This window comes from Ensifer sp. M14, from assembly GCF_003355565.1.
GTDB lineage: Bacteria > Pseudomonadota > Alphaproteobacteria > Rhizobiales > Rhizobiaceae > Ensifer.
This window is the reverse complement of sequence record NZ_QJNR01000006.1, coordinates 18,952-45,674: the sequence shown is the minus strand read 5'-3', so window position 1 is coordinate 45,674 and position 26,723 is coordinate 18,952. Positions and strand designations below refer to the sequence as shown.

The window sequence follows — 26,723 nt, the reverse complement described above, 5'->3', positions numbered from 1 at the left end:
TCTGCTACCGCACGGTCTTTCGCTCGACCATTGACACAGGCACGACCTGCAGTCGCGTTGCGGGTTCGTCGGTTTCGAGCGCCGTCAGCACATTCTCCGTCAACGTCGACAGGGACTGGACGATGGTCGTCAGTTCGTAGCTCTTCCAGCCGGCTTGCGGAATGTCGTCGAAGCCGATGACCGAGACATCCTGCGGCACGCGGCGATGCATCTCGATGCGGGCCGCATCGAGGAAACCGAGCGCCAGAAGGTCGGTGACGCAAAACGCCCCGTCGATCTTCTTGTCGCGCAGGAGATCGCAACCGGCCTGGTAGCCGCTTTCGTAGCCGGTCGGCCCGTCGGACCAAGCGACCACTTCGACGCCGGCCGTCTGCATTCTTTGTGTAAACGCCGTTGCCCTACGGACCTGGGCGGGCGTCTGGCTGGCGCTGGAGACAACCGCAACCTTCTGGCATTTGGCGGCAATCAGCCGGAGCGCGGCAAGATCGGCACCGTGCGAATCATCGCTCAGCACCATGTTGGTATCGGTGCGGTCGAGCCGTTGATTGACCAGTATCAGCCGCACGCCATTGGCGATGCATTCGTCGACAATCGAGGACGGAGGCTCGCCGGAAAGCACGACGATCGCCTGGGCACGGAACTCGAACAGCAGCTCGATCAGCGGCGCGATATCCTTGCGCGCATCGGCGGCATTGAGCAGCAGGCACTGCAGCCCGCGCCGGAGCAGGCCGATGCTCAAGAGGTCGAGCTGCTTGGAAATGAAGGGTGCACTGAGATTGGTGCCGACGACGCCGATCAGGTTGGAGCGGTCGTTGTTCAACCCTTGAGCCAGCCGGTTGACCCGATAACCGAGCTCGCGCGCCGCTTTCAGCACCTTGCGCCGCACGGCCTGGGAAACGCTGGCGCCCGGAGTGAATGTTCGCGAGACGGCCGAGCGCGAAACACCTGCGCGCTTTGCGACTTCCTCCGCCGTGACGAACCCTCGTGCCATGGTTTTCCTCAAGAATCAGTTTGTGGCCATCTGGGCCACAAAAGCCGGTTCATTCCAACGAAAAAGTATCATTGGCTTTGGTTGGTGCTGTCAGCCGAGCGCCCCACGCGCGCTGGAAATCCGGCTGATTGCCTCGACGTTCCACCTGTCGCTGGTGCAGCCTCGGCTGGTGGTCACGCGGCAGTGATCACGTGTTCGAACAAAGTCGTGCATGACCAAAAAATTAGGCAATAAAAACAACACGATAAATCATTGCGCACGTGTGCATTTTTTTGTTGACAAGCGAAGCCTCTCAATGGATCATGCATTCCATAGGCGGTTGCGAAATGGAATTTTTGTTCCGTCTATGTTCGTGATGATGGCGCCGGCTTCTGAGGAGCGGCTGGTGGCTGTCGGACCTGATCCGGACAGGATCGTTTGAACGGGGTCGGTCGCGAACAGGGAGGATTGGATCGATGACGACGCATCGCGTTTTCGCGGCAGGTTGCCCAGCTCGAATTGGAGCGGGGGCGAGTGCCCGTGCGGCTCTGCCAGATCTCCCCGTTCGCATGTTGGCTCGGCCGCGACGCGCCCGGCACATCGCCGGATCGTGTAGCGAGGCGAGATCTCAAGGGGACAGAGCATGGCTTTTCTAAGTGATTCAGCGAAGGCGTCGCCGACAGCGGGCGGCGAGGCGTCCGCCGCGCCTTCGTCCTGGCAGGTCTGGCGATACCGGTTGAAGGTCGCCTCTCGAGAGCCGACGACATTGATCGGCGTGCTGACGGCACTGCTCTTTACCTATCTGATCGTCGTGCCGATCATCTCAATCGTGCTCGATGCCGTGCGTGTCCAGTTCGGCCATGAGCGCCGGCTCGGCAAGGATTTCGGCGACCTGACGCTCTACTATCTCGACCGGACGTTCACCTCGCCTGTCTCCGTCGATCTCTTCTGGCGGCCGCTGTTCAACACGCTGTCGGTTGCCGTCGGCGCGATCCTGTTGTCGCTGTTGATCGGGACCATTCTCGCCTGGCTGATCAGCCGCACCGACATGTTCGGACGCCGCTGGTTCGCGACCGCGCTGATCGTGCCCTACATGTTGCCGGCCTGGACCTTCGCGCTCGCCTGGACGACTCTGTTCAAGAACCGCACGGTTGGCGGTCAGCCGGGCTGGTTCGAGGCGCTCGGGTGGACGCCGCCCGACTGGGTCGCCTATGGCCGGTTTCCGATCACCATTATTCTCGCTTTGCACTACACCCCCTTCGTCATCCTGCTGTTCGGCTCGGCGCTCCGGCGCTTCGATTCCCAGCTGGAAGATTCCGCCCGCATTCTCGGTGCCAAGCGCTACCAGGTGGCGATGCAGATCATCCTGCCGCTGATGCGCCCGGCGCTGATGTCGTCGATGATCCTGATCTTCGCAAAGTGCCTTGGCGAGTTCGGCGTGCCCTACGTTCTCGGCCTGCCGGTCAAGTTCGAAGTGCTCTCCACCTCGCTCTTCCGCAGCATCGCTTCCCGCCAGACGGGTGTCGCCGGTGTCGTTGCCGCCTCCATCATGCTGATCGGCATCATCACCCTGATGATCGATGCGCGGCTGGTGCGTGAAGCGCGCCGCTTCGTCACCATCGGTTCCAAGGGGTCGATGAACCGGCAAAGCCGCCTCGGCAAACTCAGGCTTCCGGCCACCGGTTTCGCCGCGACGATCTTCATGCTGAGCGTCGGCCTGCCGCTCCTCACCCTGTTCCTGTCGACGGTCATGAAGCTGCCGGCCCAGTTCACGCTCGACAACTTCACGCTCGACTACTGGATCGGCCAGGATCTTCATACCGTGGCGCTGCAGACAGGTGTGCTTCTGAGCCCCGATCTCTGGGGCGCGGCGAAGAACACGCTGATGATTGTCGGTCTCGCCTCGGTTGCCTCCGGCATTCTCGGCCTGCTCGTCGGCTACGTCGTCATCCGCACCCCCGTCCGGGCGCTGTCGGTCTATCTGCGCCAGGTGACGTTCCTGCCCTATCTGGTGCCGGGCATTGCCTTTGCTGCCGCTTACCTCTCGCTCTTTGCGGTTCCCCGGGGGCCGATGCCCGCGCTCTATGGCACCGTCACCATCCTGGTGCTGGCGCTGATGGCGGACCAAATGCCCTATGCCTCGCGGGCCGGGATCTCGGCCATGACCCAGCTCGGCAAGGATCCGGAAGAGGCGGCCCAGATCGCCGGCGCCGGCTGGTTTCGCCGGATGATGTCGATCGTCATCCCGATCCAGAAAGGCTCGCTCGTCACCGGCGTGCTGCTGCCGTTCATCTCGGGCATCAAGGGTCTCAGCCTGTTCGTCATCCTCGCCGTGCCCAGCACCGACGTTCTGACGACCTATTCGCTGCGGCTCGTCGACTACCACTACACCCAGGCGGCAAACGCGGTCGTGCTGATCATCGCGGCAATAGCCTATCTCGGAACACTGGCAGCCCAGAAGCTGACCAAGACCAATCTTGCAGAAGGACTCGGAAGCTGATGCCCACTATCAATCTGCGCGGCGCCCAGAAGAATTACGGCGTCAACTCCGCCAATGCCGTCTCCAACCTCGATCTGGAAATCCGCGACGGAGAGTTCATGTGCCTTCTCGGCCCGTCCGGCTGCGGCAAGACCACGACATTGCGCATGATCGCGGGCCTTGAAAACCTGTCGGGCGGCGAAATCCGCATCGGCGACCGGGTGGTGGATTCCATCTTCGACGGCGTCTTCGTGCCGCCGGAGAAGCGGGAAATGGGCCTGGTCTTCCAGAGCTACGCGCTCTGGCCGCACCTGACCATCGAGCGCAACACCGACTTCGGCTTGCGCTTGCGCAAACTGCCCAAGGCCGAGCGCGAGGCCCGTGTCGACAAAGTCATGCAGGCGCTCGATATCGCCAAGTACCGCGACCGCTATCCGTCGCAGCTTTCGGGCGGCCAGCAGCAGCGCGTGGCGCTTGCCCGCATGCTCGCCGTCAATCCTGGTGTGCTGCTGCTCGACGAACCGCTGTCGAACCTCGATGCGCGGCTGCGGCTCGAAATGCGTGCCGAACTGAAGCGCCTGCACAAGGAATTCAAGACGACGATCGTCTTCGTCACCCACGATCAGTGGGAAGCGATGACGCTTGCGACAACGATCGCGGTGATGAACGAGGGCACACTGCAGCAGATGGGCACGCCGAACGACATCTACGATCGTCCGGCCAACCGCTTCGTCGCCGAGTTCGTCGGCAGCCCGCCGATCAACATCCTGTCCTTCGACAAGAAGGGCACGTCGGATGTGGCCAAGGAGGCGGAAGCTTACCTGTCTAGCCGCTACCCCAGCCTGCGCGGCATCGGCTCCGTCGGCATCCGCCCGGAAGCGCTCAGCTACGCCACGAGGAAGGAAGACGTTCCGCAGGGCAACTTCAGCGGCAAGATGGTCGTCACCGGTATCCTGCCGACCGGCGGCAGCTGGATCCTGGAGCTGAAGAGCGACAGCCACACGCTGTTTCTCACAACGCATGCGCTGCCGCGGCTGGAGCTTGGCGAAAAGGTCCGCTTCTTCGCGCCGCCGGAAGCGCTGCACGTCTTCGACAAGGACGGCCAGCGCATAACCGAGGCCGACAAGCTGCTGCGCAGCGCGAAACTCAACTGACGACATTACTCATCGCATCAACCGAAAGACGAACACCGCTTACTGAGGAGGAGCAGTCGATGCATTTTCGGAAGAATGGAAGAACAGACAATACCAGGCGCTGCCTGTTGTGGACGACGGCCTGTGCCGGCCTCATGGCCGGGCAGGCTATGGCGCAAGAGGCCTTCGACCTGAACGCTCTGATCGAAGCGGCCAAGAAGGAAGCGCCGATCACCGTCTATGACAGCACCGGCAAGATTGTCGAGATGGCCAAGGCCTTTTCGGCGAAATACGGCGTCGCCGCCGAGGGCTCCAAGGTCAAGGCGACGGCGCAGTTGGAAATGATCATCCGCGAGGCGCGGGCCAACAACATCCAGGGCGACGTTTCGATCATCAGCGATGCGCCGGCCGCCATGGCACAGCTCATTCCGCAGGGCTTTGCCGAGAGCTGGCTGCCGCCGGATCTTGCCTCGAAAATCCCGGAGCAGTACCAGAACCCGCTGACGGTGGTCACCAGCGCCAACGTCTGGGCCTACAACACCGAGCTCTACGACAAGTGCCCGGTCACCAACATCTGGCAGCTGACCGGCCCTGAGTGGAAGGGCAAGGTCGCCATGCAGGACCCGCTCGGCAAGGCGTCCTATGTCGACTGGTTCAACCAGATGGCAAAACATGGCGATGACAAGGTCGCCGCTGCGTATAAGGAGCTGTACGGCAAGGAACTGGAGCTCGACGACGGCAGTGCCACCGCGGCCTGGGTGAAGGCGCTTGCCGCCAATGCCCCGCTCCTGACCGATGCGGACGCCGCGGCAGCCGATGCCGTCGGTGCACCAGGCCAGTCACAGCCGTTCATGGGGCTGATGAGCTCGGCGAAATTCCGCGACAATGCGGAGAAGGGCATGAAGCTCGGGCTCTGCAAGGATCTGAAGCCATGGCTCGGCTGGATGTATCCGGGCGTCGGCCTGATCACTAAGGGCACCAACAGCCCGAACGCCGCCAAGCTCTTCATTCACTATGTCATGACCGAGGAAGGCATCGCGCCGCAGGCGGCCGACGGCAAGATGTCCACTAACAGCGACGTGGCACTTCCGGCCGACGAACCCTCGGGCATCGGCAAGGTTCTCGATCAGGTTCTGCCCTATCAGATGGACACGAGCCTCGACGATTGGGATGCACGCGAAACCTGGCAGGATTTTTGGCGGGTGAACTACCAGAAGTGACGGTGCGGCCGGAGAGAGTGACGACATGATGGAAATGAAACGCAGCGCATTGCGCGACCGCCCCATGGCCTGGGCGGTCGCAGGCAGCCTTGCTGCCATGCTGACACTGGCCCCTGGCGCCGCGAAAGCCGAAGAAGCTTTCGATCTCGACGCCCTGATCGAAGCGGCAAAGAAGGAGCCGCCGATCACCGTCTATGCCGTGACCGGCAAGATCGTCGATACGGCCAAGGCGTTCTCGGAAAAATACGGCGTGCAGGCCACGGGCAAAAAGGTCAACGAAGCCACGCAGGTGGAGTTGATGATCCGCGAGCACCAGGCAGGCAACATCCTCGGTGATGTCAGCGTGGCAACCGACGTGGCTTCGGCGATCGGGCAGCTTCTGCCTGAAGGCATTGCCACCAGCTGGACGCCGCCGGATCTCGCCAGGGATATTTCGGAGGCCCTTCGCAACCCGCTGGTGGTGGTCTCGGACCCGCATGTCTGGACCTACAATACCGAGAAATACGACAAGTGCCCGGTGACCAACATCTGGCAGCTGACCGAACCGCAATGGCGCGGCAAGCTGGCGATGCTCGATCTCTTCGACAAGCCGCTCTATGCGGACTGGTTCAATCAGATCGAGACGCATCGTGACGCCGATGTCGCCCGCGCCTACGAAAGCCTGTACGGCAAGAAGCTGGAGACGAACGGGCAAAGTGCCACGGCCGCCTGGGTCAAGGCCTTTGCCGAAAACGGCCCGTTGCTTGCCGATTCCACCACGGTCGCCAATGCGGCCGGTGCGCCGGGGCAGGCGGAGCCGTTCTTCGTCATCACCTCGACGGCAAAGTATCGCGACAACCTGACGAAGGGCCTGAAGCTCGGCATCTGCGCCGGCGTCGAGCCGTTCTCCGGATTTCTCTATCCGGGCTTCGGCTTGATCGCAGGCCAGACCAAGAGCCCCAATGCCGCCAAGCTGTTTGTCCGCTACCTGATGACGCAAGAGGGCATCGCGCCCCAGACGGAAGACGGAAAGATTTCCGGCAATTCGACCATCGGCCTGCCGACGGATGAGCCCTCGGGCATCGCAAAGTATCTCGATCAATTGATGGCATTCGATGCTGCCACCGCCAGCGACGACCTCGACAAACGGGAAGCCTGGCAGGACCTCTGGCGAATAAACTACCGAAAATGACGTGACGGGCGGTGCCGATCACCGAGCGCTGTTTCCTTGGGAGGGGAAGCGATGACAACGGAAAAGAAGAGAGTGCGTGACCTGACGATGACGGCCGCGGCACTCGCAGCCGGCCTGCTTTCGACGCAGGCCCGCGCGGCTGACGGCCTCGATCTGGACGCGCTGATTGCGGCGGCAAAGACGGAAAAGCCGATCAACGTCTATGACAGCACCGGCAAGATCGTCGAAATGGCCGAGGGCTTTACGGCGAAGTATGGCGTCAAGGCGACGGGCGTCAAAGTGTCGGCCAACAGCCAGCTGGAAATGATCATCCGGGAGAGCCAGGCGGGCAACGTGCAGGGCGATGTCGCGCTGATCACCGACGCGCCGGCGGCGCTCGCGCAGCTTCTGCCGCAGGAATTCGTCGAAAGCTACCTGCCGGCCGACATGGTCGAGAAAATCCCGGCGGAGTTCCAGAACCCGCTGGCGATTTCGACCAACGCCAACGTCTGGGCCTACAACACCGAAGCCTACGACAAGTGCCCGGTCGCCAATATCTGGGAGCTGACGGAGCCGAAGTGGAAGGGCAAGGTCGCGCTGGTCGATCCCCTGACCAAGGGCACCTATACCGACTGGTTCAACCAGATGGAGAAACACGCCGACGACAAGGTCGCTGGTGCCTATAAGGCTCATTTCGGCAAGGACCTTGCGACCGAAGAGAAGAGCGCTTCGGCTGCCTGGATCAAGGCGCTGGCGCAGAACGCGCCGCTGGTCACCGACGGTGACGATCCGGTGGCAGAAGCTGTCGGGGCCGCAGGGCAGAAGGAGCCTTTCTTCGGGCTGTTGAGCTCGGCGAAATTCCGCGACAACGAAGGCAAGGGTTACAAGCTCGGCATCTGCAAGGATCTCAATCCCTGGGTCGGCTGGAGCTACGTCAAGCTCGGCCTGATCGCGACGAAGACGCAGAGCCCGAACGCGGCAAAGCTCTTCATCCACTACATCCTGACCGAGGAAGGCATCGCTCCCCAGATGAAGGACGGCAAATTGCCGACCAACATCGACATCAAGATGCCGGCCGACGAGCCCTCGGGGCTTATGACGGTGGCCGATCGCCTGTTCGGCTACAACTCCTCGACCGGTCTCGACGATTTCGACCGACGCGAGGAGTGGCAGGATTTCTGGCGTGTGAATTACACCAAGTGAAACAAGGCCGGCGCGCCATCGGATGGCGCGCCGGCACTTTCTCGATAAGGAATGGAACGACATGGAAAAGCGCCTTTCCCCGGCGGTGCCGCCGCTAGCCGAAACCGAACAACGGCTGGAGCGGTCGAAGCGCCTCGTCGAGATTGCCCGTGGGGCGGCGAAGGAAGTGCGTGATCCCCTGTTGAAGGCGTTCCGCTCCGACATGGTGATCGACTACAAGCGTGACCTGCATGATGTCGTGACGATCCATGACAAGCGCGCCGAAGCCACCATTCGCGATTTCATTTTTGCGCAGGAGCCCAATTCCGCCATGCTCGGCGAAGAAGGCGGACAAGTGGGCGACGGCGACATCCAGTGGTATGTCGACCCGATCGATGGCACCTCGAATTTCGCCAGCGGACTGGCATTCTGGTGCATCTCGATCGCTGCCGTCGAACAGGGTGAGGTCGTTGCCGGCGTGGTCTATGACCCGGTCGCCGACCTGATGTTTTCCGCCGATCTCGAACACAGCTATCTCAATGAAGAGGTTATCTCTTCGCAAGCGGTCGAGGACGAGAACCGCGCAACCCTGATCACCGGCTATCCGGTGTCGCGGGACTTTCGCCTCGACGGCCGGGACGCAGCGCTCGCTAATCTCGGGGAGTTCGTGGAGACGTTTTCAACGCTTCGGCGGCCGGGGAGTGCTGCCCTCAGTCTCGCCCATGTGGCGGCGGGATGGGCGGATGCGGCGACCGGCTTCGGCGTCAACTCCTGGGATGTGGCGGCCGCGACCTTGATCCTGAAAAATGCCGGCGGTCGGTACGAGCCGCTGACGCTTGGCAAGGTGCCGACTGATGCGCCCGACTTCATGTGTCCCGGCTATATCGCCACCGGCGCCGGCGCCAATTATCCGACATTGCAGCGTGTCGCGCGAGGAATCTCGGCCAAACGCATTGCTGCAGCGGCGCTTTGAAAAGACACGAGGAGAAGATATTGGACATGATCCAGGAGACCGAGACGAAGGTGCCGGCGTCGGCCGAACTCGCCAAACTCAGCCTCGTCTATGAAAAGCATCCGCTCTATGGCGTCGATTTCTATATTGCGGGCAAGGAGGGCACGAGTGATCTCGATCTCTTGAGGCAGAACGGCATCACCACGGTCGTCAATTGCGCGGTCAATCTTGACTTCAATTTCGTCCGGCAGGCGCAACTGGTGTCGGACCATGAGGGCAGTGTCTACGGACCGGGCGAAATCCGCTACTACAAGATCGGACTGATCGACGGTGGCGGCAATCCCGACACGCAGATGCTGGCGGCCCACTACATCCTGCGCGCCGCGCTGGAGCAGGTGCTGCCGGAAAAACCGTCCTATCCGCGCCGCGAGATGGGCAACATCCTGATCAACTGCCGTGGCGGGCGGTCGCGTTCCGTCATCGTCGTGTCGCTGTTCCTGCACCTGACCTTGCCGGCGGAGTTCCCGACGCTGGATGCGGCGATCGCCTTCGTGCGCGACCGTCGCGGCCTACCGGAAAACGAATGGTACAAGGCGCCGAAGGCTGTGCTGATCGGGTCCGCCGAGCGTGCCGCGGGCTGGGCGAAGATGATCGAAGCAAAGTAGTACCCGCTGTCGCTCCGGTGTTGGGCTGTCCGCGATCGGAGCGTGATGGCGCTGCTCTGCCGGGCAGTTCGGTAGGTTGCCTGTTGGCGACGGCACATGGACGCAGGAATCGGGTTGAATTCGCCGGCCGTCCGCACGATTTTCATTGGGTATGAAACGTGAGGACGGTGCGATGGCGCAGGCAGTTCACAGCTATCTAATCTTCGAAACCGAGGCCGGATTTTGCGGCATCGCCTGGAACACCGTCGGCATCACCCGTTTCCAGCTGCCGACCAAAAAGGCCGAAGACACCGAACGGCTGCTGCTGCGCCGGCTTGCTGGCGGCGAACCGGGTACGCCGACGCTCGAAGTTGCCGAGGCGGTTGCCGCGGTTCGACGATACTTCAACGGCGAAGAGGTCGATTTCTCAGATATCAAGCTCGACCTCGAAGGGCAGGATCCGTTCTTCCAGCGGATCTATGCAGCGGCACGCAGGCTCGGGTGGGGAGAGACCACCACCTATGGCGCCCTGGCAAAGGAACTCGGCGTTGGCCCCGAAGCCGCGCGCGATGTCGGCCAGGCGATGGCGAAGAACCCGGTGGCGCTGATCATTCCCTGCCATAGGGTGCTGGCCGCAGGCGGCAAGGTCGGCGGCTTCTCGGCTCCGGGCGGTTCGACATCGAAGATCCGCATGCTGGAACTCGAAGGCGTGCATCTCGGGCCGCCGGAGCCTGCCCAGCAATCGTTGTTTTGAGCGGGTTGCCTCAGCGCGCTTAGCCGCGGCCATCCGGAAGGATCCCACATAGCCCCTTTGCCCGTTAACCCCGGCTGCCGGCTGCCGCTTTCGCGACCGGCTGTTGTGCATGGCAGTGCCTACAAGCGTGGATCCGCATGGCGCAATCGTCATGCAACATTTCGGGCGGAAGATGCACTCGTGCGTAGGGCGGCGGCCTTGGCCCGCCGCGTCTCAAAGCGCGCCAGCTGGGGATGGGATGCCGAAGACCCGGTAGCTGTGGGGACCGGCCGCATCGTCGCACGGACAACGTCACCGCGGCGGTTTGCCAAACCCGGTCGATCGCCTATACAGGGGATCGAAAAGCGACCTCGGGAGACATCAGGCAGTGGCGCATGATTTTCAGGCAGACTTGGATGCCGTTGCCAGCATCTCGGTCGCCCCGACGATTCTCGACGTGATTCAGCAATCGACGGGCATGGGGTTTGTCGCGATTGCCCGGGTGACTGAAGATCGGTGGGTGGCGTGCCAGACGCTCGATATGATCGACTTCGGACTGGGCGCCGGCGGCGAATTGCAGGTCGAGACGACCATCTGTCACGAAATCCGCCAGAGTGGCGAGCTGGTGGTCATCGACGACGTCTCGGCCAACGAAGCCTATGCGAACCACCACACGCCGCTGCAATATGGCTTCAAGAGCTACATTTCGGTGCCGATCTATCTGCGCGGCAATGTATTCTTCGGCACGCTTTGCGCCATCGATCCAAACCCGGCCAAGCTCGGCGGTCCTGTGACGGTCGGCATGTTCCGGCTGTTCGCCGACCTGATTGCCCGACACCTCGACGCACGGGCCGATATCGCCGATGCCAGGCTGAAGCTTGATCGGGAACTGGAGACCTCCGAACTCCGGGACCAGTTCATCGCGGTCCTCGGGCATGACCTGCGCAATCCGCTTGCTTCGATCTCGGCCGGCACGCGCATCCTGGCCCGTGAGGAGCACGCACCGAAGTCGAAGGCGGTGATCGCGCTGATGCAGGAGAGTGTCGACCGGATGGCCAATCTGATCGACAATGTCATGGATTTCGCCCGGGGCAGGCTCGGCGGCGGCATCGGCCTCAACCGCACCAACCGGCCGCTCACTCCCATCCTCCTGCAGATTCTGGCGGAACATAGAAGCACTTATCCCGACAGGCAGATCGATACGGATCTGGCTCTCGACGGGCCGCTGGCGCTGGACCATCAGCGCATCGGTCAGCTCTTTTCCAATCTGCTCAGCAATGCCTTGACCCATGGTGCCCCGGACAAGCCGATCCGCATCGGTGCCGCGCAAAGCGGCGGCATGCTGGAGCTTTGGATCGCCAATGCGGGCGAGCCGATCGCGGAGATAGACCTGCCTCGACTGTTCCAGCCGTTCAAGCGGCGCGAAGGAAAGGGAAAGCTGCAAGGCCTCGGCCTGGGGCTCTACATCGCAGCCGAGATCGCACAGGCTCATGGCGGGCGGATCAGCGTTTCCTCAACGTCGGAGGAAACCAGGTTTACATTGAACGTGCCTGTGTGCTGAGCGGGTTGCCGCGTTTCTTGAACTGAGCCGCTGACATTCGATGCTGTCTCGGATGGGCCGAGCGATGCAGGAGACGTAAGCAGCCCATCGGGTTTCGTTAGCCAAGGCTGACGCTTTCAACCGTTTCGGGAATATGCTGCGCAAAGATGCGCGTCGAAAGATCAGAAGCCGCCCAGACCGGCCGGGCGCTGCGCGACATCAACTGTCACGCGATAGTTTTCTGCTGGCACAGGACGGCCGACGTGGAAGCCCTGGACATGGTCGATGCGGAATTCCCGCATCAGCGCCATTTGCTCCTCGGTTTCGACACCTTCCACCAGGATCTTGTGGCCGCGATTCCTGACCAACCCGATGATATCCTTCAGCATCGCCTTGCCCTTTGGCGTGCTGCAATCGTGCAGGAACGACCGGTCGATCTTGACCGTATCGAAATCGATCAGCCGGAGCCAGGACAGACCGGCAAAGCCGGTACCGAAATCGTCGAGCCAGATGCGGATGCCGAGCGTCTCGAGGTCGCTGATGCAGCGCAGCACGTCCGAGTGCATCTCCATCTCGAGACCTTCGGTGATTTCGAAGGCGAGCCGGCCGCCGGCAACGCCCGTTTCACCAAGGATAGCGGCAACGGATGTGGCAAAACCCGGCGTCTTCAGCTGGATAGGCGAGACATTGACGCTGACAACGGGCACGTGGTCGTGCGCCAGAAGCTCGCGGCAGACCGTGCGGATCGCCCAGCGGCCGAGATCGATGATGGCGCCGGTGCGCTCGGCAATGGGGATGAAAAGGCTCGGGGGAACCGCGGTCCCATCCAGCATCCTCAGCCGCATCAGCGCTTCGACAGCCTCGATGCGACCGGTCGCGACATTCTTGATCGGCTGGTAGACGAGGGAGACGAGATCTTCATTGGTTGCGATCTTCAAGAGCGCGGCAATGTTCTCGCTCTCGTCGCTGGTTTGCGGGTCGTTCGGGTCAAAGACCTTGGCGCAGTTGCGGCCGCTTGCCTTGGCGGCGTAAAGCGCCCTATCGGCCTCGTGGATGATCCGCTCGAGCTTTGAACCCGTCTGATGCCTGGTGAAGGCGGCACCGACGCTCACTGTGACTATGGACGTGCCGTCCCGGCGTTGTCCGTGCACCAATCCCAGGCTCTGCACCGTGCGGCAGATGGCGTCGGCGAGATCGGCTGCCTCTTCGCGCGTATCCACGCGCGCAAGGATGATGAATTCCTCGCCGCCGTAACGACCGATGGATGCATCGAGCTGCCCGATCGATTCTTTCAATGTGTTGGCCACGAGAATGAGGCAGCGGTCGCCTTCCTGGTGGCCGTAGCAGTCATTGTATTTTTTGAAGAAGTCGACGTCGATCAGGATCGCGGCGAAACTGTCACTGAACCTCTGCCAGTCGCTCCAGTATTCACGCAGTTTCTGATCGACCGCCCGGCGATTGTCGAGCCCGGTCAGGGAGTCGGTGTTGGAAAGCCTGAGCAGCGCCTTTCCGCGCTCGGCCGCCTCCCGTTGCTGGACCTTTGCCTCGAAGGCATTGAGGAAGACCTTGTAGCGCTCGCGGTTGAGCTTCCAGTTGACGTAGGAGGTGAACATGAAACATGAGACGTAGAAGGTCCCGAAGGCCAACTGGTAGTAAGGGTTCTGCGGCGAGAAGTAGATGAGGTCGACAAAGAACGCGCCCAGAATTATGCTCGACGAGATCACCGATAGGCGGAACTGGAAGATGAAGAACAGGTTCGCGCCCATCATGAAGATGGCGCCGAAGATCATGTAGTAGGACATGTTCTGCGTGTACGCCGTCATCATTGCCGGTATCAGCCAGCCGAGATAGCCGAAAACAAGCGCGCCGGAGCATGTTCTATCCAGCCAGTCCGTCTTGACGCTGAAGTGGATCTGAACCTCCAGGACGGCAAGTGCGACCGCGCCGACCACGAAGCGCGAGGCGATCGTGTAGTGAGCGACGTCGGAGATGAGCAGAAAGTCGGTAATCGAAAACAGGAGATAGACCGCGACGGCGATCCATAGGCCTTTTCTCGTCGCTTCCCGGCGCGCCGTTTCGCCTTCCTGGCGATAAAGTGAGCGTAGCTCCGCCGGCAGCGGCCTATGCGGCTGCTTATGCAAATCTATCTCAACGACGTCGGCCAAGGTTTGCTTCATGCACCGGTCCAGAGAGTTACGTCGCGCTCAACGGAAACATGCTCTCGCTTTTCCACTCTGGCGTTGCTCTGCACACTCTATGCTTGCCATCCGAATGGCACCACAACAAGGACGAGCAAGCCTCACCGACATCGTAGAAGACGCCCATTAAATTTTGATAAATTAGCCGAGACTGACGGCCGGCACATGGGTGTATCCGAATGGATACGGATCCGCCAGAATTTACCATATACTCTACAAAAACTTGCAATTCGAGAAGCAGTTCGCGCATTGTTACCCATAACGTTAACAGATCATTAAACGGATGGGTTTTGCGTGAGTCAGCTTCAAATCGTATTCGATGGCGAAAGTCTTATTACTCCCCAGTCAATCGCAACCGAGTTCACTTCGTCAAGAAGTGAGTTTTATGATGAGCAGTTTGCAACAGGAAAGGCCGAACTCGCCCTGATTCTCCAAATTGCACAGCAGCAATTTGCCCAGGAACTGGACCCGAAGAAAATAATACATCGATTGGCGGGTGCGCTTCACGAGACGCGCGCGAAGTTTCATCCCAGTGTCTGGCAGGAACTGATTCCGATCGCGCAGAATCATCCGGTGTCGGAATTCTTCCTCCAGGACCCATTTACCCGGTGGTCCTTCGAAAAGCCGCGGGGTTACTCCGGCGACGCGCAATTGCTCGATTTTATCTACGCTCACCCGAGCGTTGCCGGTGAGATCGCCAAGGCATCACCGGTCGGCAAGGCGCTCTATGATTACACCAAGGACGCCTCATCGTCGGTTGCAGTGCGCGAGCGGCGGGACCTCTTGACGCAGCACGTCGATGACATCGCTGCCACACATGGTGGCGAGGCGGAGATCCTGACGATTGCGGCCGGGCATCTGCGCGAGGCAAACCGTTCGGTTGCCCTGAAGGAAGGGCGCATCAAGCGCTGGGTCGCGCTCGACCAGGATCCGCTCAGCGTCGGAGCAATCACCAGGGATTTCCGGGGAACGAAGGTCGAGGCAATCGACGGCTCCGTCCGCGGGATACTCACCCGTGCGCATAAGCTCGGCAAATTCGACTTCGTCTATGCGGCCGGACTTTATGATTACCTGCCTCACAACGTGGCGGTGAAGCTCACCCGCCGCTGCCTGCAGATGCTGAAGCCCAACGGCGTCTTTCTCTTCGCCAATTTCGCAACGGATATCGGCGTCGACGGCTACATGGAGACATTCATGAACTGGGCGCTGCTGCTTCGTTCGCAATCCGACATGTGGCGCATCGTCAACGAAAGCGTCGATGGCTCGAGCTTCGAAACGCATGTAACGTTCGGGGAGAACCGCAACGTGGTCTATGCAACGGTGCAAAAGCGCGCCTGATTGCGACTGAGGTACGAAACAACGGCGTGCGTCATTCCTGGCGCGCGCCGTTTTCTTGCGGCATTACCGCTGGTGCCGTTGCCGCGGACCGCGTGTCACCTGTGTCGTTCCGGTCGCCGGCATCGCCGTTTGCGTGTAGCCCCCGACGCTCAAGGTCTCCATAGGCATACGTTTCTCGACGCGGTGCAGCCCCGTGAAGGTCAACAGATCGACCTCAAGCCGTTATGCAATTATTTCATAGCCCCTGAAATTCTATGCATTGGCGAGCCGCTTGCCTTTTCTCTAGCATCCCCAGTTGCACAACTTGTGGCCGATCAAAGCGGCGCACCGGAATGGATGAAGATCCGGTTTCGGCGCGCACCTGGTGCGGGCGGGAGACACGGGTTTGTGCCGAAAGCGAGGTTTGTAATGGGCCTTGCTTTGCATTGCAGCGACGGCCGAGGGGAGGAGCCTTTAATGCCAGCGGGACAGAGTTTTCATGCCGACAGGATCGTGCACAATGGTGTGATCTGGTGCGGCCTCGCCGAGGGCGTCGTCGAGGCCCTGGCGATCTGGCAGGGCAAGATCCTGGCAACCGGCACCAGACAGGAAATGGAAGCCTATCGGGGCGAGCGGACCGAGCTTCTCGACCTTAAGGGGCAATTCGCGACCCCGGGCCTCAACGACGCACATCTGCACCTGATTTCCGTCGGTCTGACGTTGAACTGGGTCGATGCGACGCCGCAGGCTGCCCCCACTCTCGAAAGCCTGCTGGCGGTAATCAAGCAGCAGGCCGAAAGCACGCCACCCGGCACCTGGATCAGGGCACGCGGTTACGACCAGACCAAGCTCGACACCGGTCGCCACCCGCGTCGCGCCGAACTCGATGCGGTTGCGCCGAACCATCCCGTCATGGTGGTGCGCGCCTGCGGGCATGTGTCGATCTTCAATTCGGAAGCATTTCGTCTTGCCGGCGTCGACGAGACCACGGCCGTGCCGGAAGGTGGCCTGATCGAACAGGTCGCCGGCGCACTGACCGGTCTTGTTGCGGAGAATGCGCAAGGGCTGGTGCGCGCCGCGATCCCGAAAGCCTCGACCGACGAGATGATCGATGCGATCGAGAGCGGCGGCAATCTGCTTCTGTCGTACGGCATCACCAGCATCATGGATGCGGCCGTCGGCCAGGTCGCGGGCTTCGACGAGATCAAGGCCTACAACCTGGCTAAGCTCCACAACAGGCTGCCGGTGCGCACCTGGCTGGTGCTTCTCGGCGATCCCAAGGTCTCGATCGTGCCGCAGAGCTACGAGGCCGGTCTCGTTTCCGGTGTTGGCGACGACATGCTGAAAGTCGGCGCCGTCAAGATTTTCCTCGACGGTTCGGCCGGTGGTCGCACTGCCTGGATGAGCAGCCCTTATCTCGGCGAAGACCACAACACCGGCGTCCAGATCCTTTCCGATGCGGAACTCGAGGCGATGGTGCTCGACGCCCACGCCAAGGGCTACCAACTGGCCTGCCATGCCATCGGCGACGCAGCGATCGATCAGCTGATCACGGCCTACGAGAAGGCGCTCGACGCGATCCCGGATGCCGATCGCCGTCACCGGATCGAGCATTGCGGCTTTTCCAGCGACGCGCAGCACCGCCGCATGGTGGAGGCCGGCATCTATCCCTGTCCGCAACAGGTGTTCATCTACGACTTCGGTGACGCATACGTCTCCGTGCTCGGCGAGGAGCGGGCGCTGTCGAGCTATCCCTTGAAGACCTGGAAGGAACTGGGCTTGAAGCCTGCAACCGGCAGCGATGCGCCGGTCTGTCACCCCAATCCGTTCCCCAACATCTACAGCATGCTGACGCGCAAGACTGCCAAGGGCACGGTGATGGATGCGCGCGAATGCGTCAGCATCGAGGAGGCTCTGCAGGTCTACACCGAATTTGGCGCGTTCTCACAGAAACTCGAAACGGTCAAGGGACGGCTCGTGCCCGGACAGCTTGCCGATATCGCGGTGTTCTCCAGGAACATGCTGACGGCGAGCCCCGAAGACATCCTCAACGACACGCGCTGCACCCTGGCGATCCGGGGCGGCGAGGTGGTCTTCGAGCGACTGAACGCCTGACAATGGCGGACCGGGCCGCGGTGTGCGGCTCCATGCATCTCAGCCGATCCGGGAGGTCGGGTAAGATCGCGATCTTGTTCATCCATGAGCAGAACAACACGTGGGGAGGAATACGGGAATGATGAAGAAAATAGCATTGCTTTCGACACTGACGGCGGCGTTGCTGGCCGGCGTGGCGTCCGTCCATGCGGCCGACGCGCCGCGGGCCGGCGGAACGGTCAACTTCGTGGCGCCCTATGGCGATAGCTTCTCGACGCTCGACATCCAGGCGTCGCCACAGACCCAGGACGAATTCTACGCCAAGGCGATCCATCGCACGCTTTACGATTGGGACGCGGACAAGAACGTGCCAGTGCTGGCGCTTGCGACCGACGTCGACATCTCGGCCGACAAGCTTGTCTATACCTACAAGCTGCGCCAGGACGCTTTCTTCCACAACGGCAAGCAGATGACGGCGGATGACATCATCGCGAGTTTCACTCGCATGGCCGACCCGGCCAAGGCCTATCCGCCCTCGCGCTACATCGCCAACATCAAGGGCGGCGCCGACTATATGGGCGGCAAGGCCGAGGCGATTTCCGGCCTAAAGAAGGTCGACGATTTCACGCTGGAAGTAACGCTGACCGATCCCGTCGATCCGGCCTTCCTGTTCATGCGCAACAACACCGCAATCTACCCGGCAGGCGAGGCCGACAAGGAAGGTTTCGCCAGCCACCCGATCGGTCTTGGGCCCTACAAGTTCGCCGAATACGTGCCCGGCTCCCGGCTGACGGTCGAGAAATGGGAGAAATACTACGAGAAGGACAAGCCTTACGCCGACAAGATCAACATCCTGATCATGGGCGACGCTTCGGCGCGCGACGTTGCCTTCCGCAACAAGGAGATCGACGTCTCCGTCCTCGGGCCGTCGCAATACGTCGCCTATCAGGCCGATCCGGAACTGTCGAAGGGCCTGCTTGAAGTCGCCGAAGTCTACACCCGCTATGTCGGCTTCAACCTCGATTTCGAACCGTTCAAGGACAAGCGCGTCCGCCAGGCCTTCAACTATGCCATCAATGCCGACCTGATCATCAAGCGGCTGGCCAAGGACAAGGCCTATCGGGCAAGCGGCTGGTTGCCGACCTCGTCGCCGGCCTATGACAAGGACGCCCAGCCCTATGCCTACGATCCGGAGAAGGCCAAGGCGCTGCTCGCCGAGGCAGGCTACGCCGATGGCTTCGATGTCGAGCTGACGGCGACCCAGAACGAAAGCTGGGGTCTGACGATCGTCGAAGCGATCATCCCGATGCTGGAAAAAGTCGGTATCCGGGTGAAAGCAAAGCCGGTCGAAGCTTCGGTGCTGTCCGAAGTCGTGCCGGCTGGTGATTTCCAGTCCTTCATGTGGTCGTCGGAAAGCGGTCCTGATGCCTTGACGGCGATGCAGTGCTTCTATTCCAAGACATCGCAGGCGGCGTGCAACTACCAGAAGTTCGCAAACGCCGACTTCGACAAGCTGTTCGAGGCCGCCAAGGTCGCCAAGACGCCGGAAGAAAAGAACGACCTGCTGCGCAAGGCCAACAACCTCGTTCAGGAAGAAGCGCCGGTCTGGTTCTTCAACTACAACAAGGCTGTCATGGCCTACCAACCCTGGCTGCACGGTCTGCAGCCGAACTCCGCCGAACTGGCAATCCAGTCCTATGAAAAGCTCTGGGTGGACGAAACCGTTCCAGCCGGACGTTGATGGAGACGCCCCGATACCGTCTGCGGTATCGGGGCTCTTTCCATTGGCATCTGGCACATGTTGCGGCCGTTTGCGTAAGTAAAAACTTACGATGTTTCGACCGGCCGAGATAAGCTGGCGGGAAAGGCACTACCGGCCGCACCGGAGAGTTATCGCCCGCGCATCCGTGGATGGGCGCGGCGAGGGGGGAAATGAATGCTTCAATTCGTCGTGCGCCGCACCTTGCAGGTGATCCCGACCATCATCGCAGTATCCCTGTTGATCTTCGTGATCTTCAGCGTTGTCCCGGGCAGCATCGCCACCAGTCTGACGGCAAATGGCAAGGGCGGCGGCGACCCGAAGATCGTCGAGAAGATGACGCGCGAATTCGGTCTCGACCAGCCGCTCTACGTGCGGTTCGGTTCGTATCTGTCCGATCTTGCGAGGTTCGACCTCGGGACGTCGTTCCGCAGCCGCCAGCCGGTCGCGCATCTGATCGGCGAGCGTATGTGGCCGACCTTGAAGCTTGCCTTCGCGGCGATGGCGATCGCGATGTTCGTCGGCGTGCCGCTCGGCTTCATCGCCGCCTTGAAGCCGGGCAGCGTCATCGACACGCTGACGATGATCGGGGCTATCTCGGGCCTGTCGTTGCCGCAGTTCTGGCTGGGTTTGCTCGGCATGTATCTGTTCGCGCTGACGCTCGGCTGGTTGCCGAGCTTCGGCTACGGTGATGGCGGCATGACGAACCTGATCCTGCCGGCGTTGACGCTCGGCGTCGCGCCGATGGCACTGTTGGCGCGTACCACGCGCGCCGCCGTGCTCGACGTGATGAACGCCGACTTCATCCGGACCGCCCGTGCCAAGGGCATGAACGGTTTTCGCCTCGTCACCTGGCACGTCGTTCGCAACGTGCTCGTGCTGATCATCACCACGATCGGCCTGCAGTTCGGCTCGATGATGGGCCAGGCTGTGGTGGTCGAGAAGTTGTTCTCCTGGCCGGGACTGGGGTCATTGCTGGTCGACAGTGTCAGCCTGCGCGACATCCCGGTGGTTCAGGGCGCGATCCTCGTCATCGTTCTCTGGTTCCTGCTGATCAACACCATCGTCGATATTCTTTACGCGGTCATCGATCCGCGTATCAGCCACGGATAGATCCATGAGACTAAGGCTCAATCTCCTCATCGGTGGCGTCCTCTGCATCGTCATCATCTCGGCGGCGCTGTTGGCGCCTTGGCTCGCACCGACCGATCCCGTGCTCGACGCTGACCTGATGAATGCAGAACTGCCGCCGGACGCGCAGTTCTGGTTCGGCACCGACGCGCAAGGCCGTGACGTTCTCAGCCGCATTCTCTATGGCGCCCGCATCTCGCTTGCCGTCGGCATCGGCTCGCAGGTTATCAACACGCTAATCGGTCTGGCGCTCGGCATTTCGGCCGGCTATTTCGGCGGCTGGTGGGATGATTTCGTCACCGGGTTGACCAACCTAATGCTGGCGATCCCCAGCCTGATCTTCGCGCTCGCCATCATGGCGATCCTCGGTCCCGGCCTTTCCAGCCTGCTGATTGCGCTCGGTCTTACCAACTGGTCATGGACCTGTCGCATCGCGCGAAGCTCGGCGCTGTCCTTGAAGAAGCAGGGCTATGTCCAGGCGGCCAAGACGCTCGGTTACGGCGACATCCGCATCATGATCACGCAGATCCTGCCCAACATGATCGGCCCGATCCTGGTGATCGGGACGCTCGGCATGGGCGATGCGATCCTTGCGGAAGCAGCACTTTCCTATCTCGGTCTCGGCATCAAGCCGCCGTTCCCGAGCTGGGGAAACATGTTGACAGACGCCCGCGAACTCATCGTGATCGCGCCCTGGGCAGCAATTTTTCCGGGGCTGGCGATCTTCGTCACCGTCCTCGGGCTCAATCTTTTCGGCGACGGCCTGCGCGACTGGCTGGACCCGCATATGAGGGCGCGCCAGCTATGACGGACAATTTGCTTGAAGTCAGGGATCTGCGGCTCGATATCGTGTCGGGCAAAGTCAGCCACAACGTCGTCGACAATGTGTCGTTCTCGATCGGACGCGGTGAAGCCTATGGGCTGGTGGGTGAATCGGGTTGCGGCAAGAGCATCACCGCGCTTTCTATCATCGGCCTCCTGCGCAAACCGCTCGCCGTGACCGGCGGCGCGTTGATGTTCAACGGCCGCGATCTGCGGGAGCTTTCGAAACGCGAGCTGCGGCGGCTTCGCGGCGAGAAGATCGCCATGATCTTCCAGGAGCCGATGACGGCACTGAACCCCCTGTCGCCGGTCGGCCGGCAGATCGCCGAGATGTTCGTGCTGCACAAGGGTGCAACCTGGAAGGAAGCCGAAAAGCTGGCGATCGAGGCGCTCGGCAACGTCCAGGTGCCGGCGCCGGAAGAGCGGGTGAAGGCCTATCCGCACCAGATGTCCGGCGGCATGCGGCAGCGGGTGATGATCGCCATTGCGCTTGCCTGCAACCCGGACCTTTTGATCGCCGACGAACCGACGACGGCGCTTGATGTGACGGTCCAGGCCGAGATCCTCAAGCTGGTGAAGGAACTTTGCACCGCGCGTGGCACATCCGTCCTGATGATCAGCCATGACCTGGGCGTGATTGCCAACATGTGCAACAGGGTCGGCATCATGTATGCCGGGCGCCTGGTGGAAGAGCGGCCGGTCGCGGACCTGTTTCTCCATCCGGCCCATCCCTACACCGACGGTCTGCTCAAATCGCTGCCACAGCTCGGTTCCCGTCGGCTGGAAGGGCGAAAGCGTCTGCGGGAGATCGAAGGCACTGTTCCCTCGATTGCCAGCTTTCCTCTGGGCTGTCGCTTTCAGCCGCGCTGCCACAGGGCAACGTCTGTCTGTTCCGCCGAAATTCCTTCTGCATCTGCCCTCAGCCATGATGGCTTCGTGAAGTGTTTCAACCATGAGCGATAACAACGAACCATTGGTCCGGGTCGATAATCTGAGCGTGCACTTCCCGGTGCGCAACGGCATCTTCGGCCGCACCAAGCGAACCCTGCGCGCGGTCAACGACCTGAGCCTGACCTTGAACAAGGGCGAGTGCCTGTCGATCGTCGGCGAGTCCGGCTGTGGCAAGTCGACGCTCGCGCTTTCGATCCTGGGGCTGCAGGAGCCGACCGCGGGAGAGATCCTCTTCGAAGGACGATCGATCACCGGCATTGCGCAGCCGTCCCGGCTCGAGCGCGCCGGCATGGCGCAGATGGTGTTTCAGGACCCTTACGCGTCGCTCAATCCGCGCCAGACGATCTACACCTCGCTGGCAGCGCCGCTGAAGTTGCACGGGATCAAGGATCGCAAGGAGATCAATCGGCGCATCGAGACGATGATGCAACTCGTCGGATTGAAACCGGAGCAGGCGAAGCGCTTCCCGCATGAATTTTCCGGCGGCCAGCGCCAGCGCATCGGCATTGCCCGCGCGCTGATCCTCAACCCCAAGGTTGTGGTGCTGGACGAACCGGTGTCGGCGCTCGACGTCTCGATCCGCGCCCAGATCATCAACCTGCTGCTGGAACTCAAGGAGCGGCTCGATCTGTCCTACATCATGATCAGCCACGACCTCAGCGTCGTCGAACATATGAGCGACCGCGTGGCGGTGATGTATTTCGGCCAGATCGTCGAGACCGGCAGCTGGGACCGGGTCTTCACCGACCCTCAGCATCCCTATACCCGCCGGCTGATCGGCGCCATTCTCGATCCCGTCACAGAATTGGCGGGCCAGAGCCCGGTGGATACGCGCGAGACGCCGGAACCGCCGGCCGGCTATGACTATTATCCCAGAGAGTTCGGGAAGCACGACGTCTACAGCCTGCCGCCTGCCTCGCAACTGGTTGCGCTGCGCGAGGATCACAGCGTTCGGCTGATCGCGCGCGCCTGAGCCGGTTTTTACCGAAGGGCTGCGCACCGGGGTGAAAGCGGCCCATACCCGTGCCAGTACGGCGAGCCGGAAGTGTACGCGCTTGGGGCGATCAGTCGCAGTCGAAGGCTCGTGTTGAGACCCCCGTCTACGGTGCGTTTTCTGCCCGGCACCATGTGCATGCCGGCGACCAGGATGGCCGTGCGTTCCTCCACGCGCAGGAAACGGGTGGTGCATTTCCTGGTTCTCGCTCAAGCTGACCTGATGCCGCCACTCGTGAGAGCGGCGGTCGTCACGGCGATCGTGTCGCGCTCTGCGTGATCCGGCCGCACCATGGTCTCGCTTTCGGACGCAGACGCGATCCGGGGAACTCTTCCGGCATGCAAACCAATCATCGCCCGCTTCAGAACCGTGTGACACCATTCGGCGAGATTGTCGCCATGGCGCAGCGCGGCCTGTTCACCGGCAATCGAGGTATCATCCACGACCCCGCGACGAAGACCCTGTTGAGGCGACGATGGTCGTCGAAGGCGTGGCTGATCTGCGCCTGCGACTATGGGGTTCGCCGACGAGATGTCATGGCCGGGCGAAGCTGGACCGAGCTCTTCTTTCTCGATGAGGCCGTGGCGCTGGCGGCCGGCCATCGTCCCTGCTTCTTCTGCAGGCGCGAGGCGGCCCTTGGCTTCCGGGCCGCCTGGGCCGGCGGCTCAAAGACGGTACCATCGGCGGGAGAACTCGATGCGGTGCTGCACGATGAGAGGCAGTCTCGCGGACAGAAACGCGTCCATCCTCTGCCGTCGCCCGCCGCCGATCTGCCCGCCGCCGATCTGCCCGACGGAACGGTGGCGGTGGCAGCGGGTGCCGCATTTACGGTCGCCTCCGGGCGCTACTTCCGTTGGACCGAAACCGGCTATCTCGAGCCGGAACCAGACATTGTCGCCGAAGGCGTGCTGACGCCACCCTCTACCGTCAATGCGCTTCGGGCCGGGTATCGCCCGGTCCTGCATCCCGATATCGCCAAATTTCTCTCCGGATCGCCATCATGACCGACCTTTTCACAAGGCTCGTTGTCGATCCATCGCGCGAAGCCGTGGCCGAAGGAGCGATCTTGCTCCGCGGCTTCGCGCTGTCCTTCGAAGATCGGGTTCTGCCGGCACTGCGTTCGGTCATCGAGCAGGCGCCGTTCCGGCACATGGTGACACCGGGCGGGTACACGATGTCAGTCGCCATGACCAATTGCGGTGCCGCGGGTTGGGTCACCGATCGAAGCGGATATCGCTACGACAGGCACGACCCGGAAACCGCCAGGCCTTGGCCGGCCCTGCCGTCGTCCTTTCTCGACCTTGCCATCGCTGCGGCGAAGGAGGCGGGCTACGCCGATTTCCGGCCTGATGTTTGCCTGATCAATCGGTACGAACCGGGCGCAAAGCTTTCGCTCCATCAGGACAAGGATGAGCGCGATTACGCCCACCCGATCGTCTCGGTGTCGCTCGGTCTTCCCGCCACGTTCCAGTTCGGCGGGCCGAACCGCATTGATCCTATTCGCAAATACGCTCTGCGCCACGGCGATGCAGTGGTCTGGGGCGGGCAGTCGCGCCTGTTCTATCACGGGATCACCGAGCTCAAGGACGGCGACCATGAGATCCTGGGGCGAATGCGCATCAACCTGACCTTCCGGCGCGCTCTCTGAGGATACTCAGGCCCGCCCCGCCGGGATGATGATGCTTCTGTTGAAGAAAAACGCCGTCGAATTGAATGCAAGAACCAGAGCCCGGCCAGGGCGCAAGATCGCTCGCCTCCTTGGGCCGGCCAGCAAAGGAGTTAGCCGGATGAACGTGATCAATGGACACTGCCGGGATGTGGGACGCCACGCCGCGCCAATCGGCATGAAGGAGGTGACGCCATGAACCCGCGTGCCATGACGGTCCTTTCGGATGCGGCTGAGCATCCTTTGGAAGCACGCGTCGCAGCCTATGATTGGCAGGCGATTTCGAGCGAGTTGGACGGGTTTGGTTGCGGCGTTCTGGAAAAGCTTCTGTCCGTGGAGGAGTGCCGGCGGATTTCAGCGCTTTATAGCCAGGAACAGCACTTCCGCAGCCATATCCACATGGCCCGGCACGGTTTCGGCAAAGGCGAATATCGCTACTTCAAATACCCACTGCCGGACCTGCTCAGCGGTCTTCGCACCGCACTCTATCCGCGTCTAGCCGAGGTCGCCAATCAATGGAACGGCCGCATGGGAATTGAAGAACGATACCCTGCTAAGCACGCGGACTTCCTCCGCCAGTGTCATGACGCCGGCCAGACGCGGCCGACGCCGCTGTTGCTGCAATATGTCCCCGGTGATTTCAATTGTCTGCATCAGGATCTCTACGGCGATCTTGCCTTTCCGATCCAGGTGGCGATCCTGCTGTCGGAGCCGGGGGAGGATTTTACCGGCGGCGAATTCGTGCTGACGGAGCAGCGGCCGCGCATGCAAAGCCGGGTCGAGGTCGTTCCCCTTCGCCAGGGCGATGCCGTTGCCTTTGCGGTTCATAACCGTCCGGTGCAGGGCACGAAAGGCAACTACCGCGTCAACCTTCGCCACGGCGTCAGCCGTATCCGATCCGGCCTGCGCCACACCGCCGGCATCATCTTTCACGACGCAAAATAGCGTGGTTCGCACCGCCGCATTCAAAGTGGGGTCAGCACCCCTCACTCTTGGGCGGAGGGCCTGTTCGAGATCTGCGGATTGGTGCCGCCGCACGTCGATGCGTCGGGTGCGCGATGCTTTCACAGAAACACGCTTGCCGTGCGCTTAAACTTGATTATAAAAGACAAGTATTAACGCACGGCAATCGACCGACCGGTCGGCACTCCACGAAGTTATGCAGTATGCCTCCGAAAACGCACGGCCATAGCCACCGTATTGCAGGTCTCTGAAGAGGATTGCATGGTGGCAAACTCCCTCAATCACTGGCTGGGCGCATTGTTCAGGCGTCATCACAAAGAGGTGGTGCGCTATGCGGCGCGGCTGATCGGCAACCGCGACGATGGCGAAGAAGTGGTTCAGAATGCCTACCTGCGCATGGTGCGGGTGGACCGCCGGACCGTCGATCATCCGAGATCCTACCTGTTCAAGGCCGCACGGAATGCGGCGATTGATTTTCGCATCAAGCTTGAGAGGGAATGGTCCCGTCGCGTCGAACTCGATCAGGCTGACAGCCTGTCATCGCCCGAGGATTTCTCACAGAGGCTGGAGTTCCGCGACAAGGTCGCCACGCTTTCGGTGCTCATGAACGAACTGCCGCAGGCGTGCCGAACGGCCTTCATCATGAACAAGGTGGAAGGCTATTCCCATCGGGAGATAGCCGAAAAACTCGGCATCTCCATCAGCATGGTCGAGAAGCATATCCTGCGCGCCTTCTCGCATTGCCGCGATGTGAGGCGCGAAATCGACTATCTCTGATGTTTCCGGATTTCCTTTTGCGGATTTTCGGGCCGCGCAGCGCCTGTG

At 61.5% G+C, this 26,723-nt stretch carries 23 protein-coding genes; 21 read left to right on the top strand and 2 right to left on the bottom strand.

Annotated elements, in window-relative coordinates:
* Positions 1 to 4: 4 nt before the first annotated feature.
* A complete protein-coding gene (locus BLJAPNOD_RS21580) occupies positions 5 to 991 on the bottom strand; it encodes a LacI family DNA-binding transcriptional regulator (protein ID WP_115421441.1) in 987 nt (328 codons plus the stop codon).
* Between BLJAPNOD_RS21580 and BLJAPNOD_RS21575 the strand changes: the two genes are divergently transcribed.
* The 10 genes from BLJAPNOD_RS21575 (at position 990) to BLJAPNOD_RS21530 (ending at position 12,024) form a co-directional block, all read left to right on the top strand.
* Positions 990 to 1,178 (top strand): hypothetical protein, encoded by a 189-nt coding sequence (locus tag BLJAPNOD_RS21575; RefSeq protein ID WP_115421440.1) that lies wholly within the window; start codon positions 990 to 992, stop codon positions 1,176 to 1,178. The two genes, BLJAPNOD_RS21580 and BLJAPNOD_RS21575, sit on opposite strands and share 2 nt — an antisense overlap.
* 435 nt (positions 1,179 to 1,613) lie before the next feature.
* Positions 1,614 to 3,470, top strand: coding sequence for an iron ABC transporter permease (locus BLJAPNOD_RS21570; RefSeq protein WP_115421439.1), 1,857 nt, complete (start codon positions 1,614 to 1,616; stop codon positions 3,468 to 3,470).
* Positions 3,470 to 4,603 (top strand): ABC transporter ATP-binding protein, encoded by a 1,134-nt coding sequence (locus BLJAPNOD_RS21565; protein ID WP_115421438.1) that lies wholly within the window; start codon positions 3,470 to 3,472, stop codon positions 4,601 to 4,603. Before BLJAPNOD_RS21570 ends, BLJAPNOD_RS21565 begins: the two co-directional genes overlap by 1 nt.
* A gap of 134 nt (positions 4,604 to 4,737) precedes the next feature.
* On the top strand, positions 4,738 to 5,802 hold the full coding sequence (locus BLJAPNOD_RS21560) for an ABC transporter substrate-binding protein (protein ID WP_171986936.1): 1,065 nt from the start codon (positions 4,738 to 4,740) through the stop codon (positions 5,800 to 5,802).
* A 64-nt stretch (positions 5,803 to 5,866) separates the two neighbouring features.
* Positions 5,867 to 6,973, top strand: a complete 1,107-nt coding sequence (locus BLJAPNOD_RS21555) for an ABC transporter substrate-binding protein (RefSeq protein WP_244611038.1) — start codon at positions 5,867 to 5,869, stop codon at positions 6,971 to 6,973.
* Positions 6,974 to 7,024: 51 nt separating this feature from the next.
* Positions 7,025 to 8,155, top strand: coding sequence for an ABC transporter substrate-binding protein (locus BLJAPNOD_RS21550; RefSeq protein WP_077505195.1), 1,131 nt, complete (start codon positions 7,025 to 7,027; stop codon positions 8,153 to 8,155).
* A gap of 61 nt (positions 8,156 to 8,216) precedes the next feature.
* Positions 8,217 to 9,107, top strand: coding sequence for an inositol monophosphatase family protein (locus tag BLJAPNOD_RS21545; protein ID WP_077505237.1), 891 nt, complete (start codon positions 8,217 to 8,219; stop codon positions 9,105 to 9,107).
* 26 nt (positions 9,108 to 9,133) lie between these two features.
* Positions 9,134 to 9,751 (top strand): dual specificity protein phosphatase, encoded by a 618-nt coding sequence (locus tag BLJAPNOD_RS21540; RefSeq protein ID WP_115421475.1) that lies wholly within the window; start codon positions 9,134 to 9,136, stop codon positions 9,749 to 9,751.
* Between the two features lie 172 nt (positions 9,752 to 9,923).
* Positions 9,924 to 10,484: a methylated-DNA--[protein]-cysteine S-methyltransferase gene (locus tag BLJAPNOD_RS21535; RefSeq protein ID WP_077505199.1), complete on the top strand. Its 561-nt coding sequence runs from the start codon at positions 9,924 to 9,926 to the stop codon at positions 10,482 to 10,484.
* 367 nt (positions 10,485 to 10,851) lie between these two features.
* Entirely contained in the window at positions 10,852 to 12,024 is a 1,173-nt protein-coding gene (locus BLJAPNOD_RS21530; protein WP_077505201.1) for a GAF domain-containing sensor histidine kinase, read from the top strand.
* Positions 12,025 to 12,185: 161 nt separating this feature from the next.
* On the opposite strand, the gene BLJAPNOD_RS21525 is transcribed toward BLJAPNOD_RS21530, so the two are convergent.
* Positions 12,186 to 14,180, bottom strand: coding sequence for an EAL domain-containing protein (locus BLJAPNOD_RS21525; protein WP_077505203.1), 1,995 nt, complete (start codon positions 14,178 to 14,180; stop codon positions 12,186 to 12,188).
* A gap of 315 nt (positions 14,181 to 14,495) precedes the next feature.
* Between BLJAPNOD_RS21525 and BLJAPNOD_RS21520 the strand changes: the two genes are divergently transcribed.
* The 11 genes from BLJAPNOD_RS21520 (at position 14,496) to BLJAPNOD_RS21465 (ending at position 26,675) form a co-directional block, all read left to right on the top strand.
* Positions 14,496 to 15,539, top strand: a complete 1,044-nt coding sequence (locus BLJAPNOD_RS21520; RefSeq protein ID WP_115421435.1) for a class I SAM-dependent methyltransferase — start codon at positions 14,496 to 14,498, stop codon at positions 15,537 to 15,539.
* A gap of 456 nt (positions 15,540 to 15,995) precedes the next feature.
* A complete protein-coding gene (locus tag BLJAPNOD_RS21515; RefSeq protein ID WP_115421434.1) occupies positions 15,996 to 17,633 on the top strand; it encodes an amidohydrolase in 1,638 nt (545 codons plus the stop codon).
* A 121-nt stretch (positions 17,634 to 17,754) separates the two neighbouring features.
* Positions 17,755 to 19,353, top strand: coding sequence for an ABC transporter substrate-binding protein (locus BLJAPNOD_RS21510; protein WP_077505239.1), 1,599 nt, complete (start codon positions 17,755 to 17,757; stop codon positions 19,351 to 19,353).
* Positions 19,354 to 19,548: 195 nt separating this feature from the next.
* Positions 19,549 to 20,484, top strand: coding sequence for an ABC transporter permease (locus BLJAPNOD_RS21505; RefSeq protein WP_077505209.1), 936 nt, complete (start codon positions 19,549 to 19,551; stop codon positions 20,482 to 20,484).
* 4 nt (positions 20,485 to 20,488) lie between these two features.
* The gene (locus BLJAPNOD_RS21500; RefSeq protein ID WP_115421433.1) at positions 20,489 to 21,310 is read left to right on the top strand and encodes an ABC transporter permease; all 822 of its coding nucleotides are present in this window, start codon (positions 20,489 to 20,491) and stop codon (positions 21,308 to 21,310) included.
* A complete protein-coding gene (locus BLJAPNOD_RS21495; RefSeq protein WP_077505212.1) occupies positions 21,307 to 22,287 on the top strand; it encodes an ABC transporter ATP-binding protein in 981 nt (326 codons plus the stop codon). Before BLJAPNOD_RS21500 ends, BLJAPNOD_RS21495 begins: the two co-directional genes overlap by 4 nt.
* Complete coding sequence (locus BLJAPNOD_RS21490) at positions 22,277 to 23,248, top strand: ATP-binding cassette domain-containing protein (RefSeq protein ID WP_115421432.1); 972 nt, start codon at positions 22,277 to 22,279, stop codon at positions 23,246 to 23,248. Before BLJAPNOD_RS21495 ends, BLJAPNOD_RS21490 begins: the two co-directional genes overlap by 11 nt.
* Before the next feature lie 359 nt (positions 23,249 to 23,607).
* A complete protein-coding gene (locus BLJAPNOD_RS21485; RefSeq protein WP_115421431.1) occupies positions 23,608 to 24,273 on the top strand; it encodes a hypothetical protein in 666 nt (221 codons plus the stop codon).
* A complete protein-coding gene (gene alkB / locus BLJAPNOD_RS21480) occupies positions 24,270 to 24,917 on the top strand; it encodes a DNA oxidative demethylase AlkB (RefSeq protein WP_077505218.1) in 648 nt (215 codons plus the stop codon). The genes BLJAPNOD_RS21485 and alkB overlap by 4 nt, the downstream gene beginning before the upstream one ends.
* A gap of 228 nt (positions 24,918 to 25,145) precedes the next feature.
* Positions 25,146 to 25,880 carry a 2OG-Fe(II) oxygenase gene (locus BLJAPNOD_RS21470; protein ID WP_077505241.1) on the top strand — a complete coding sequence of 245 codons (735 nt, stop codon included), beginning with the start codon at positions 25,146 to 25,148 and terminating at the stop codon, positions 25,878 to 25,880.
* 279 nt (positions 25,881 to 26,159) lie between these two features.
* On the top strand, positions 26,160 to 26,675 hold the full coding sequence (locus tag BLJAPNOD_RS21465) for a sigma-70 family RNA polymerase sigma factor (RefSeq protein WP_244611035.1): 516 nt from the start codon (positions 26,160 to 26,162) through the stop codon (positions 26,673 to 26,675).
* Positions 26,676 to 26,723: the final 48 nt, after the last annotated feature.

Excerpts from the sequence above, each read along its gene's own strand:
- BLJAPNOD_RS21535 (WP_077505199.1), top strand. The coding sequence starts at position 9,924 with ATGGCGCAGGCAGTTCACAGCTATCTAATCTTCGAAACCGAGGCCGGA.
- BLJAPNOD_RS21525 (WP_077505203.1), bottom strand. The coding sequence starts at position 14,180 with ATGAAGCAAACCTTGGCCGACGTCGTTGAGATAGATTTGCATAAGCAG.
- alkB (WP_077505218.1), top strand. The coding sequence starts at position 24,270 with ATGACCGACCTTTTCACAAGGCTCGTTGTCGATCCATCGCGCGAAGCC.
- BLJAPNOD_RS21500 (WP_115421433.1), top strand. The coding sequence starts at position 20,489 with ATGAGACTAAGGCTCAATCTCCTCATCGGTGGCGTCCTCTGCATCGTC.
- BLJAPNOD_RS21495 (WP_077505212.1), top strand. The coding sequence starts at position 21,307 with ATGACGGACAATTTGCTTGAAGTCAGGGATCTGCGGCTCGATATCGTG.
- BLJAPNOD_RS21550 (WP_077505195.1), top strand. The coding sequence starts at position 7,025 with ATGACAACGGAAAAGAAGAGAGTGCGTGACCTGACGATGACGGCCGCG.
- BLJAPNOD_RS21565 (WP_115421438.1), top strand. The coding sequence starts at position 3,470 with ATGCCCACTATCAATCTGCGCGGCGCCCAGAAGAATTACGGCGTCAAC.
- BLJAPNOD_RS21470 (WP_077505241.1), top strand. The coding sequence starts at position 25,146 with ATGACGGTCCTTTCGGATGCGGCTGAGCATCCTTTGGAAGCACGCGTC.
- BLJAPNOD_RS21560 (WP_171986936.1), top strand. The coding sequence starts at position 4,738 with ATGGCCGGGCAGGCTATGGCGCAAGAGGCCTTCGACCTGAACGCTCTG.
- BLJAPNOD_RS21570 (WP_115421439.1), top strand. The coding sequence starts at position 1,614 with ATGGCTTTTCTAAGTGATTCAGCGAAGGCGTCGCCGACAGCGGGCGGC.
- BLJAPNOD_RS21540 (WP_115421475.1), top strand. The coding sequence starts at position 9,134 with ATGATCCAGGAGACCGAGACGAAGGTGCCGGCGTCGGCCGAACTCGCC.
- BLJAPNOD_RS21545 (WP_077505237.1), top strand. The coding sequence starts at position 8,217 with ATGGAAAAGCGCCTTTCCCCGGCGGTGCCGCCGCTAGCCGAAACCGAA.
- BLJAPNOD_RS21490 (WP_115421432.1), top strand. The coding sequence starts at position 22,277 with ATGAGCGATAACAACGAACCATTGGTCCGGGTCGATAATCTGAGCGTG.
- BLJAPNOD_RS21510 (WP_077505239.1), top strand. The coding sequence starts at position 17,755 with ATGAAGAAAATAGCATTGCTTTCGACACTGACGGCGGCGTTGCTGGCC.
- BLJAPNOD_RS21515 (WP_115421434.1), top strand. The coding sequence starts at position 15,996 with ATGCCAGCGGGACAGAGTTTTCATGCCGACAGGATCGTGCACAATGGT.
- BLJAPNOD_RS21485 (WP_115421431.1), top strand. The coding sequence starts at position 23,608 with ATGCAAACCAATCATCGCCCGCTTCAGAACCGTGTGACACCATTCGGC.
- BLJAPNOD_RS21465 (WP_244611035.1), top strand. The coding sequence starts at position 26,160 with ATGGTGGCAAACTCCCTCAATCACTGGCTGGGCGCATTGTTCAGGCGT.
- BLJAPNOD_RS21505 (WP_077505209.1), top strand. The coding sequence starts at position 19,549 with ATGCTTCAATTCGTCGTGCGCCGCACCTTGCAGGTGATCCCGACCATC.
- BLJAPNOD_RS21575 (WP_115421440.1), top strand. The coding sequence starts at position 990 with ATGGTTTTCCTCAAGAATCAGTTTGTGGCCATCTGGGCCACAAAAGCC.
- BLJAPNOD_RS21555 (WP_244611038.1), top strand. The coding sequence starts at position 5,867 with ATGGCCTGGGCGGTCGCAGGCAGCCTTGCTGCCATGCTGACACTGGCC.
- BLJAPNOD_RS21580 (WP_115421441.1), bottom strand. The coding sequence starts at position 991 with ATGGCACGAGGGTTCGTCACGGCGGAGGAAGTCGCAAAGCGCGCAGGT.